General features: G+C 58.2%; 12 protein-coding genes and 5 pseudogenes. 16 read left to right on the top strand and 1 reads right to left on the bottom strand.

Going from position 1 to position 10,861, the window contains the following annotated elements; genetic code table 11:
- The 10 genes and pseudogenes from WS75_RS16470 to WS75_RS34175 form a co-directional block, all read left to right on the top strand.
- The coding region (locus tag WS75_RS16470) for an RHS repeat-associated core domain-containing protein (RefSeq protein ID WP_179948923.1) at positions 1 to 2,886 on the top strand (2,886 nt) is incomplete at its 5' end.
- The gene (locus WS75_RS32265; RefSeq protein ID WP_156429810.1) at positions 2,879 to 3,136 is read left to right on the top strand and encodes a ParB N-terminal domain-containing protein; all 258 of its coding nucleotides are present in this window, start codon (positions 2,879 to 2,881) and stop codon (positions 3,134 to 3,136) included. The genes WS75_RS16470 and WS75_RS32265, both read left to right, overlap by 8 nt.
- The gene (locus WS75_RS33625; protein WP_156429811.1) at positions 3,124 to 3,546 is read left to right on the top strand and encodes a DUF6896 domain-containing protein; all 423 of its coding nucleotides are present in this window, start codon (positions 3,124 to 3,126) and stop codon (positions 3,544 to 3,546) included. The genes WS75_RS32265 and WS75_RS33625 overlap by 13 nt, the downstream gene beginning before the upstream one ends.
- Before the next feature lie 4 nt (positions 3,547 to 3,550).
- A pseudogene (locus WS75_RS32270) lies at positions 3,551 to 3,688 on the top strand (RHS repeat-associated core domain-containing protein); the annotation flags it as partial.
- 98 nt (positions 3,689 to 3,786) lie between these two features.
- Positions 3,787 to 3,939, top strand: a pseudogene (locus WS75_RS35090) (colicin E3/pyocin S6 family cytotoxin); the annotation flags it as partial.
- Positions 3,936 to 4,187: a DUF7683 domain-containing protein gene (locus tag WS75_RS16475; protein WP_059681445.1), complete on the top strand. Its 252-nt coding sequence runs from the start codon at positions 3,936 to 3,938 to the stop codon at positions 4,185 to 4,187. The pseudogene WS75_RS35090 and the gene WS75_RS16475, both read left to right, overlap by 4 nt.
- Before the next feature lie 135 nt (positions 4,188 to 4,322).
- Entirely contained in the window at positions 4,323 to 5,075 is a 753-nt protein-coding gene (locus WS75_RS34940) for an RHS repeat domain-containing protein (protein ID WP_059681446.1), read from the top strand.
- 37 nt (positions 5,076 to 5,112) lie between these two features.
- Positions 5,113 to 5,640 (top strand): hypothetical protein, encoded by a 528-nt coding sequence (locus WS75_RS33630; RefSeq protein WP_156429812.1) that lies wholly within the window; start codon positions 5,113 to 5,115, stop codon positions 5,638 to 5,640.
- A 217-nt stretch (positions 5,641 to 5,857) separates the two neighbouring features.
- Positions 5,858 to 6,508 (top strand): annotated as a pseudogene (locus WS75_RS34945) (RHS repeat-associated core domain-containing protein); the annotation flags it as partial.
- Entirely contained in the window at positions 6,505 to 6,834 is a 330-nt protein-coding gene (locus tag WS75_RS34175) for a hypothetical protein (protein WP_082729628.1), read from the top strand. The pseudogene WS75_RS34945 and the gene WS75_RS34175, both read left to right, overlap by 4 nt.
- Before the next feature lie 30 nt (positions 6,835 to 6,864).
- Here the strand turns inward: WS75_RS34175 and WS75_RS16490 are convergent, their stop codons facing one another.
- Positions 6,865 to 7,161: a SymE family type I addiction module toxin gene (locus tag WS75_RS16490; RefSeq protein ID WP_082729629.1), complete on the bottom strand. Its 297-nt coding sequence runs from the start codon at positions 7,159 to 7,161 to the stop codon at positions 6,865 to 6,867.
- Between the two features lie 18 nt (positions 7,162 to 7,179).
- On the opposite strand from WS75_RS16490, the gene WS75_RS16495 reads away from it, so the two are divergent.
- The 6 genes and pseudogenes from WS75_RS16495 to WS75_RS16505 form a co-directional block, all read left to right on the top strand.
- Positions 7,180 to 8,280 carry an RHS repeat domain-containing protein gene (locus WS75_RS16495; protein ID WP_059681448.1) on the top strand — a complete coding sequence of 367 codons (1,101 nt, stop codon included), beginning with the start codon at positions 7,180 to 7,182 and terminating at the stop codon, positions 8,278 to 8,280.
- A 10-nt stretch (positions 8,281 to 8,290) separates the two neighbouring features.
- Positions 8,291 to 8,569, top strand: a complete 279-nt coding sequence (locus tag WS75_RS33635) for a hypothetical protein (RefSeq protein ID WP_156429813.1) — start codon at positions 8,291 to 8,293, stop codon at positions 8,567 to 8,569.
- A 175-nt stretch (positions 8,570 to 8,744) separates the two neighbouring features.
- Positions 8,745 to 8,897, top strand: a pseudogene (locus WS75_RS34315) (RHS repeat-associated core domain-containing protein); the annotation flags it as partial.
- Positions 8,898 to 8,948: 51 nt separating this feature from the next.
- Positions 8,949 to 9,251 (top strand): hypothetical protein, encoded by a 303-nt coding sequence (locus WS75_RS34320; protein WP_059681449.1) that lies wholly within the window; start codon positions 8,949 to 8,951, stop codon positions 9,249 to 9,251.
- A gap of 1 nt (position 9,252) precedes the next feature.
- The gene (locus WS75_RS32295; RefSeq protein WP_218919271.1) at positions 9,253 to 9,516 is read left to right on the top strand and encodes a DUF7660 family protein; all 264 of its coding nucleotides are present in this window, start codon (positions 9,253 to 9,255) and stop codon (positions 9,514 to 9,516) included.
- Between the two features lie 188 nt (positions 9,517 to 9,704).
- Positions 9,705 to 10,861: pseudogene (locus tag WS75_RS16505) on the top strand (RHS repeat protein); the annotation flags it as partial.

The raw sequence follows: 10,861 nt of genomic DNA on the forward strand, positions 1-10,861 counted from the left end.
GTTGGCAATCGCGCGGTGCTGTCGGACCTGATCACCTACCAGGACGATCCCAGTCAGCCGCATACCCACCTGGGCACCCTGGTGGACGAAGCGGGCCGCATCACCGGCCTGTGGCTGATGGGCGAGCACGAACCCCTGCGCCGTCTGAGCCTGTACCGCTATGACGAAGCGGGAGACCTCACGCTGGCACAAGACGAGAATGCCGCCGCGTGGACGTACCAGTACCAGCACCACCTGATCACCCGTTACACCGACCGCACCGGCCGCGGCATGAACCTGGTGTGGCAGGGAGACGGCGCGGACGCTAAAGCGGTGCGCGAGTGGGCCGATGACGGCAGCTTCGACACCCGCCTGGAATGGGACGAGAACATTCGCCTTACCTACGTGATCGATGCTCACGGCCAGGAGACCCGGCACTACTACGACAGCCTTGGTTACACCTACCGCATTGTTCACCCGGGCCAGCGCTCGGAATGGTTCTTCCGGGACAGTGCCAAGAACGTTGTCCAACACATCGACAGCGCAGGTCATGTCAATCGCTTTGCGCATGATGAGAACGGCAACCTGCTGGAGCACATCCGTGCGGACGGCACCACCGTTCATTACGCGTGGGATAGCAAAGACCAGCTCATCAAGATCAGCGACGCTGAGGGCGGCCTCTGGCTGCGCGACTACGATACCCGCGGTCGGCTCACGGAGGCCATCGACCCGCTGGGCAACAAGACCGAGTACGCGTACAACCTGATGGGCCTGCCGATCGGCATCACCGATGCCAACGGCAAGACCAAGCAGCTCGAGTACAACAGCAGCGGCCAGCTCACCCGCTACGTGGACTGCTCGGCCAAAGCCAGCGAATGGGCCTACGACGCGCGCGGCCAGCTTGTGCAGTTCACCGACGCGGCAGGCCACGTCACCTGCTACCGCCACGAGCACGGCCAACTCGCCGCGATCCGCTACCCGGACGATACCGAAGAGCACTTCGAGCGCGACGCAGAGGGCCGGCTGCTAACCCACATCGACGCGCTGGGCCGGCGTACCGAATGGGACTACACCGAGGCCGGCCTGCTGGCCAAGCGGGTGGACGCCGCCGGCCAGTCCCTGCTCTACCAGTGGGACAAGCTCGGCCAGCTCACCGCGCTGCGCAACGAGAACGGCCGCGATGCCGAGTTCCACTACGACCCGGTGGGCCGTCTGCTGGCGGAAACCGGCTTTGACGGCGCCATCACGCGCTACGAGTACGAGGAGGCGACCGGCAAACTGGCGCGAGCCATCGACGGGCAGCGCATCACCGCCTATACCTTCGATCCGATGGGCCGCCTCACCGAGCGGCGCGCTGCGCTGCAAACCGGCGACGCGAGCCCGCGCCAGCAAGACTGGCAGGTCGAGACCTTCGCCTACGACCTCAACGGTAACCTGGCACTGGCCAGCAACGCCGACAGCCGCCTGCAATGGTTCCACGACCCGGCTGGCAACCTGGTGCGTGAGCACCAGCACTACACCCGCCTGGGCCAGCCGCTGGTGGGTGTGTGGCAGCACGAATACGACGCACTGAACCAGCGCATCGCCACCGTGCGCCCGGACGGCCACCGTGTCAGCTGGCTCACCTACGGCAGCGGCCACCTGCTGGCTCTCCAGTTGGATGAACGAGAACTGGTGAGCTACGAGCGCGACGACCTGCATCGCGAAGTCGCACGGCTGCAAGGCAACCGGCTGCTGCAAACGCAGCAGTGGGACGCCATGGGGCGGCTCAGCGAGCAGGTGCTTGCCCACGAATCCAAAGGCCCGGTCGGGCAAACCGCAGGCGGCAACCGCCTGCTGGTGCGTCGCTACCGCTACGACGCCAGTGGCCAGCTCACCGACATCAACGACACGCGGCGCGGCCAGCTCGCCTACCGCTACGATCCGGTGGGCCGCCTGCTCGAAGCGCACAGCCGGCTCGGCCACGAGACGTTTGACTTCGATCCGGCCAGCAACCTGATCGACCCGGAAACCCTGCGCGAAGCCGAGCGCCAGCGCATGCCGCGCATCAAGGCGCTGGATAACCTGCTCAAGCAATACGCGGGTACCCACTACCAGTACGACGCGCGCGGCAACCTCACGCAGCGCTGGCACAACGGCAAGGAGGGTCGCTTCACCTGGGACCTGTTCGACCGGCTCACGCATTATGAGGACGAGCGCCTGAAGGTCGACTACACCTACGATGCGCTCGGGCGGCGCCTGTCCAAGCACAGCCAGGCGCACTACGAGGAAAGAAGCGAAGCGGGGCCACACTGGAACCGCGCCGAGCGTGTGAAACGCAACCGCGCGCTGCAATGCGGCTTCACGTTATATGGCTGGGATGGCGACACGCTGGCGTGGGAGAGCAAGATCGCCGACGAGGACGGCTTCGGTGCGCGCACCACCCACTACGTGTACGAGCCGGGCAGCTTCGTGCCGGTGGCGCAGGCGGTGCGCGAGGAGGCCATCGAATTGCTCGACCAGCCGGAGTACGGCGATTACTACCGGCAGGATGAAGACCCGCTGTGGCTGCCGCCGCCGCCCGCACCAGCCATCGACAGCTTGGCGTGGTACCAGTGCGATCACCTCGGCACGCCGCAGGAGCTGACCGACGAGCACGGCGAGATTGCGTGGAGCGCGGAGTACCGCGCGTGGGGCGTTGCGCAGGAGGCCATCCGGAAAGCATCCGGCAAAGCACCGATCGCCAATCCCATCCGCTTCCAGGGGCAGTACCATGACCATGAGTCGGGGCTGCACTATAACCGGCATCGATACTACGCTCCACAGAGCGGCCGGTTCGTATCGAAGGACCCGATCGGGCTCGCCGGTGGACTGAACCGCTCTCAATACGCGCCTAACCCGATACAGTGGATCGACCCGCTTGGATAAAGTAAAGCGATATGCGTCTGCGATGCGAAATCAAGGAGGTTACGGAGAGTTTCCGCCTATCGAGGCGGCTGATGTCGGCGACGGAAATCTTGTAATTATTGATGGTCATCATCGTGCAGAGGCTGCAATGAAGGCAGGCGTCTCAGAAGTTCCTGTCAATGTCGCAGCAGTGTCGCCGGAGGAAGCGGCTCAGCTTCAAGATGACGCGGCCATTGCGAAGGCAGAAAGGATGAACCGATGCCACTACTAGCTCCCGATGAATTTATGGCGACGGTAAGGGAATATGTTTTCTTGCAATCCGCCTTGCAGGACGAATTTTTTAGATGCAATTCTGCAGTTCAGGATTGGAAGTATCTGACCGATTTGCCTCGCCAGGGTTATATACGTGCCCTAGGTAAAAATTGGACCTGCACTAGACACGGTTTGGGAGTAAGATTTGAAAGTGATGAGGGAGTTGTTGTCGATGTGCATAATCGGATTCTTGACAAAAGAATAGTGGATGCTCACCGAATAAGTGAATACATTTATTCGATATGCAAAAATATCAACGATGACGTGAACCTCTATGGAGAATGCGAGGCCGAGATCAATAATCTCAAAATGATGGGACAGATGGAGCTGATGGATGCGCAGAGGAAGATCTGGAGATTAGTCATGTAGGCTCTATAACCGGCACCGGTACTATGATCCGGCTACGGGGCGGTTCGTATCGAAGGATCCGATTGGGCTGGCGGGCGGGGTCAACGCCTTCCAGTACACACCCAATCCGACGCAGTGGGTCGATCCGCTAGGGCTAAGCAAATACATACCCGCACCCAAGGATTTGCCAGGGCTGATGCAGTGAGCGTGAAGAGAAAAACGCCGGTACAGGGAGGCGGAATGTTGTGAAAGCGTTGGAAACTTAAAGGCCGATGTATTTGTGAGTGGGACTCGCAGCATGGCGAAGTGGAAATGTACACGAAACGTGGTAAGCACATGGGCGCGTTTGATCCCCAGACTGGTGTGGCCATACCGGGTAAGGGGGCAGATCCAACAAGGATGATTGAACCATGAAGGCATATCAACTTCATCGCTACATCTCGGTATTTGAGAAAAATGGAGATGCCCATATCCGCGATATCGAGTTTGCAGTCGAGCCGAATCTGGAGTTTCTGCAGGCACTTTTTAAGCAGCCCAGAGATAATCCAATGTATGACGTCGGTGTGATCGACGTGAATATCGCAGAAAAACTCGCGCCATATATATCAGAGCGGCTCGAACTGGAGAGCTTCGACTATTTCCTTGAATGCGATAGTGTGTAGACGGGGCTGCATTACAACCGCCATCGCTATTACGACCCAAACTCTGGTCACCCTAACGATCTTTCGCCCTGCCGGCAACCTGGTGCGTGAGCACCAGCACTAGAGGACGGCTTCGGCGCGCGCACCACGCACTACGTGTACGAGCCCGGCAGCTTTGTGCCGGTGGCGCAGGCGGTGCGCGACGACGCCATCGAATTGCTGGACCAGCCCGAGTACGGCGATTACTACCGGCAGGATGAAGACCCGCTGTGGTTGCCGCCGTCGCCAGCGCCGACGATCAACAGCCTGGCGTGGTACCAGTGCGACCACCTCGGCACGCCGCAGGAGCTGACCGACGAGCACAGCGAGATTGCATGGAGCGCAGAGTATCGCGCGTGGGGACTAGCGAAGGAAGCCATCCGGAAAGCATCCAGCAAAACACCGATCGCCAATCCTATCCGCTTCCAGGGGCAGTACCATGACCATGAGTCGGGGCTGCATTACAACCGGTATCGGTACTATGATCCGAGTAGCGGACGGTTCATCTCGAAGGACCCGATCGGGCTCGCTGGCGGCATCAACGCCTACGTTTACGGGCCGAACCCGGTTGGCTGGATCGATCCACTGGGCCTTATGGGGAAACCGATTCTGGGCGGCACCCCGAAAGACGCTCAAAAGGCTGTTAATAAAGGCCAAGGCCCATCTGATATCACTAGAATTGATGAGCCAGAAAGTAGTGTGCCGGGTAGTCAATGGCACGCACACTGCAAATGTAGTGCAGCAATAAATCAAGATGGATCAATGCATGACAAGGCGAAGGCCAAGGGAAAATCCGTATCGCAGCTTTTTTCAAAGAAAACACTGAAATGGCTTCAATCTTTCGGTTGGAAACCTCCAGGGAAGGAGTGAATGGGTTGCGTGGTTAACGGATAAATTGAGAGAAACTATGAGTGCGTCTTCTGTTCCCAATCCGAAGAAAATTTTTAGCAAAGAGTTCGTCTATCAAGATTGTCTGGACGTTGAGCTTCTGCTGCAACATACGGAGATGCCAGAGGCCTACCCGCTGATATACAGACAACATCAGGTCGAGAGGTGGAGGCTGGTATTTCCACATGGGGATTTGCTTGCGCTATGGATCGGATGCGCAATCTTCATAAAAAACTATGTCAAGAATTCGATGGAAGCATCTAGATCGGAAAATTTCTTTACGTGCATAGCCTTCTCCATGTACGAGCCCAATGATGAGGAAGTTTTAATTCCGAAGATCTACGTGGCCAATGCGGAAAGGAGGGATCGGATTAAATCTACATTCCGCAAAATAACGTCCAATAAAGAATCTGCCAATATTTCTAAAATTAAGGCTGCATTCGTGTCGTGTGGAATGGTGAATAATTTTGAGTTTTACGAGGATGGATTTGATGATCCATCAGGAGATGGCAAAATCATATGGTTGTATTGTATTCAGTCTGATTGAAATGGACGGCTAACAACGAAGGGCCGCTCACTGTGCGGCCCTTCGTCTACCCGGCTACGTCTACGAGCCAGGCAGCTTCGTACCGGTGGCGCAGGCGGTGCGCGAGGACGCCATCGAATTGCTCGACCAGCCCGAGTACGGCGACTACTACCGGCAGGATGAAGACCCGCTGTGGTTGCCGCCGCCGCCCGCGCCGCCGATAAACAGCGTGGCGTGGTACCAGTGCGACCACCTCGGCACACCGCAGGAGCTGACGGACGAGCACAGCGAGATTGCGTGGAGCGCGGAGTACCGCGCGTGGGGCGTTGCGCAGGAGGCCATCCGGAAAGCATCCGGCAAAGCACCGATCGCCAATCCCATCCGCTTCCAGGGGCAGTACCATGACCATGAGACGGGGCTGCATTACAACCGGCATCGGTACTATGATCCCAATACGGGGCGCTTTGTATCAAAGGACCCGATCGGGCTGAGGGGTGGCCTGAATCTGTGGCAGTACGCGCCAAACCCGGTGCAATGGGTCGATCCGCTGGGGCTTTCTGCGGCATCCGATCTACCTCGGGTGAAAGGACGAAGTGCGCCACGTGTAGGATCGGTGCTGAATGATGCGGGCTTTGCCAAAACGAAAGACAATGGCGTGAACGAGACTTGGAAGCATGCGGATGGATCGGAGGTTCGGGTTCATAAATACGGAAACAAGTGCCCTTGTCCTTATAGATCGGGAAATAACGCGCATGTCCACAAGGAAGATCCCGCTGGGAATCAACTTAATGATCGTGGGCTTGTATCACTAGATCCAAATGAAACGCACATTGGTATCCGTAACCCAGCTGATCTGCCAGCCGTTCGAGGGAGGCCGCACGGATCATGAGCTACGAATATAGATTGGTGTTTGACGACGCTGCTTCAGCGCAGCTTGTCATCGATTCACTGAAGTCGAGTGACGCCTGTGTCAAAGCGCAAGCTCAGGAAGTCTGCCTGAAGGACCGGGACCTACAGACGCTGGCTGAATATGATGCTAGGTTGACAAAAGAGAGTGATCGAGCGCTATGGCTGGAAGTTAATTTTAGATCGCCTAATTTGTGCAATTTAGTGCAAGGAGCATTGGGCAGCAGAGTTGTTAGATGCTTCGAAGATGGGGATGGGGACGATGAAGTAACGCTGAAGGAGGCGTTTCGCATCAAGTCCAGTAACTAACAACAAGGCCCGCGTGAGCGGCCCTTGTTGTTATCGGGGTTGGTGGTGATCCGGGGAGATGGCGATCTGCTCGGCCTGCGTCACTGCGGGAGCGATCTGCGCAGCGGTAATGGTGAGCTTGCCGTGTTCGACGTGAACGAGGAGTTTCTGGCCGGCGTGGAAGCCGACATCATGTGTTAGCCAGCGACCTGCGATCTTGAGCCAGAGCGGCTCGCAGCTCTCGTCATGGATGGCCCTTATCCCGTAACGACCGATGTCGCGCTTGTGCTGCATGGTGATGAAACGTTCCGTGACGGGTGGACGTGCTTTAAGATTGGCGTCAGCCATGATCAACACAAGTACGACGTGCGCGGCAACCTCACGCAGCGTTGGCACAACGGCAAGGAAGGCCGCTTCACCTGGGATCTGTTCGACCGCCTGACGCACTACGAAGACGAGCACCTGAAGGTCGACTACACCTACGATGCGCTCGGGCGGCGCCTGTCCAAGCACAGCCAGGCGCACTACGAGGAAAGAAGAGAAGCGGGGCCGCACTGGAACCGCGCCGAGCGTGTGAAACGCAACCGCGAGCTTAAGTGTGGCTTCACGCTGTACGGCTGGGATGGTGACACGCTGGCGTGGGAGAGCAAGATCGCCGACGAGGACGGCTTCGGCGCACGCACCACGCACTACGTCTACGAGCCGGGCAGCTTTGTGCCGGTGGTGCAGGCGGTGCGCGACGACGCCATCGAATTGCTCGATCAGCCACAGTACGGCGATTACTACCGGCAGGGCGATGACCCGCTATGGGGCCCTCCGCCGCCCGCACCAGCCATCAACAGCCTGGCGTGGTACCAGTGCGATCACCTCGGCACGCCGCAGGAGCTGACTGATGAGCAGAGCGAGATTGCGTGGAGCGCGGAGTACCGCGCGTGGGGTGTTGCGCAGGAGGCCATCCGGAAAGCATCCGGCAAAGCACCGATCGTCAACCCCATCCGCTTTCAGGGGCAGTACCATGACCATGAGACGGGGCTGCACTATAACCGGCACCGGTACTATGATCCGAGTAGCGGACGGTTCGTATCGAAAGACCCGATCAGGCTCGCCGGCGGAATCAACGTCTGGCAGTACGCGCCCAACCCGGTCCAGTGGATCGATCCATTCGGCTTGGCGAAATATTATCGGGGAGCCAAGGCTGGGAATAAGCCATCGTTTGAACCGCGACCAGGAGAGTACAAGGTGCGAGATGGCAATGTTCAGCCCACCCATGGTGTATCTGTTTTCGATAACCCAGAAATTTGCTCCTGTCGAGGATTCGTACCTCATGAGGTTGACCCTGAATCTGTTTCAGAGGATTTGAAAATAATTCAGCGGGGTAAGGATCCCGCACACTTTGAAATAATGCCGGCAAATCCCATGGCAGAGGATGGCTACAAAAGTGCTCTGGGGAAGATTAAGGTAAAGTGAGAGGTAAAGAATGCGTAAAATAGAAATCAAGTACCCTGGCTGGTATGACGAGCTTGCAGAATTTGAACATGAAGAAAAAGGATTTTTGGAAGGCGTTCTCGTAACCTCTGAGGAGGGTGATATCACGCTAAATTTTTACGATGCGGCCAGATTAGCTCAAGATGCAACCGATGGCGTGCGCGACAACGGATTTTTCTATATGCCTAACGTCGTGGTTGTCGAGAGCGTTTCCCGAAAGAATATTGAGGCGGTGGCACAAAGAATCGTTGATGGCGGGCTAGCGGTATGAGTACGATCTGGTTCGACGTTTGTGCCCTACAACCTTGCGGAAATTCCTCAACGCCTTACTGCAGCAAGAGTGCCGCGGACCGGGACATGTTGTGATGAGACTATGACGAGGGTTGCATTCCGTGCCAAATTCATCGTTCGTTGCGATTTGGGCGATGCGGGAGAGCGACGTGTAGACGGGGCTGCACTACAACCGGTATCGGTACTACGATCCGGGTAGCGGGCGGTTCGTATCGAAAGACCCGATCGGGCTCGCCGGCGGGATCAACGTCTGGCAGTATGCACCAAACCCGATTGAGTGGAGCGACCCGTTAGGTTTGTCGAAGCGTTGCCCCTGTGATTGCCCGGCGGGAACAATAGATCCCTCTCAGGTGCATTTTATGCAAAGCAGCGCAAAGAATGTTACAGGTGACTATACGGTTCTCGCGAACGCACAAGCTTTGCAGGATGGAACACTCGATCCTAATATATTGAAGACCAAGATTTGGAAGGATGGTGCTGGGAGGCTGTGGACGCTCGATCACAGGCGGCTCGCGGCATTCAAATTGGCACGCAAGTGCATGCCATACCAAATGGCGTCAAAAGACGAGATTGATAACCAGATGTGGAAGATGAGTACCAAGAATGGTGGGACATCTATCCGCTTGAAGATGGAGAATGGTCAGTCAATGACCGTTGAGTGAGATGACGATTGACAGAAAGAGAGTGTCGGAAATAAGGACAAGGGAAGATTTTGTTGATTTTATTTCTGATTTTGTGAAATCAATAAGAAATGGGCAGTCGATCGAGAACAATACTGTTGATTCGTATCTTGAGGCAATGGCTTCCTGGGTTGAAGATATGGACGGCTATTACGAAAATATGGGTATAGCTAGTGAGATGAAGCTTGATACGATGAATTGGAGGGTTCTCGCGGATATTGTAGTTGCTGCAACAATGTATGAATAAATGGCACACTCAAGAGCACAACCGCAAAAATCTGTCCAAAGGACCTGGGCACGGGTACCGCGACCAATGCAAGTTCACGCGCTGCGGCGCGAGCCTCTGGGTGTGCGAGCGATGATGTCGGGCACCCGATTGCACGTAACCTTGGCGGCCTTGGTGGCGTTAAGGAAGTCATTCCCCAAGATCCGAGTATGGGCCTGCCGATCGGCATCACCGATGCCAATGGCAAGACCAAGCAGCTCGAGTACAACAGCAGCGGCCAGCTCACCCGCTACGTGGACTGCTCGGCCAAGGCCAGCGAATGGGCCTACGACGCGCGCGGCCAGCTTGTGCAGTTCACCGACGCGGCCGGCCAGGTCACCCGCTACCGCCACGAGGCCGGCCAGCTCGCCGCGATCCGCTACCCGGACGATACCGAAGAGCACTTCGAGCGCGACGCAGAGGGCCGCCTGCTAACCCACATCGATGCGCTGGGCCGGCGCACCGAATGGGACTACACCGAGGCCGGCCTGCTGGCCAAGCGGGTGGACGCCGCCGGCCAGACCCTGCGCTATCAGTGGGACAAGCTCGGCCAGCTCACCGCGCTGCGCAACGAGAACGGCCGCGATGCCGAGTTCCACTACGACCCGGTGGGCCGTCTGCTGGCGGAAACCGGCTTCGACGGCGCCATCACGCGCTACGAGTACGAGGAGGAGACCGGCAAACTGGCGCGTGCCATCGACGGGCAGCGAATCACCGCCTATACCTTCGACCCGATGGGCCGCCTCACCGAGCGGCGCGCCGCGCTGCAAACCGGCGACGCGAGCCCGCGCGAGCAAGACTGGCAGGTCGAGACCTTCGCGTACGACCTCAACGGCAACCTCGCACTGGCGACCAACGCCGACAGCCGCCTGCAATGGTTCCACGACCCGGCCGGCAACCTGGTGCGTGAGCACCAGCACTACAGCCGCCTGGGCCAGCCGCTGGTGGGCGTGTGGCAGCACGAATACGATGCGCTGAACCAGCGCATCGCCACCGTGCGCCCGGACGGCCACCGTGTCAGCTGGCTCACCTACGGCAGCGGCCACCTGCTGGCTCTCCAGTTGGACGAACGAGAACTGGTCAGCTACGAGCGCGACGACCTGCACCGCGAAGTCGCACGGCTGCAAGGCAACCGCCTGCTGCAAACGCAGCAGTGGGACGCCATGGGGCGCTTGAGCGAGCAGGTGCTTGCCCATGAATCCAAAGGCCCGGTCGGGCAAACCGCAGGCGGCAACCGCCTGCTGGTGCGTCGCTACCGGTACGACGCCAGCGGCCAGCTCACCGACATCAACGACACGCGGCGCGGGCAGCTCGCCTACCGCTACGA

This window comes from Burkholderia sp. FL-7-2-10-S1-D7, assembly GCF_001524185.1.
Classification (GTDB): Bacteria; Pseudomonadota; Gammaproteobacteria; order Burkholderiales; family Burkholderiaceae; genus Burkholderia; species Burkholderia diffusa.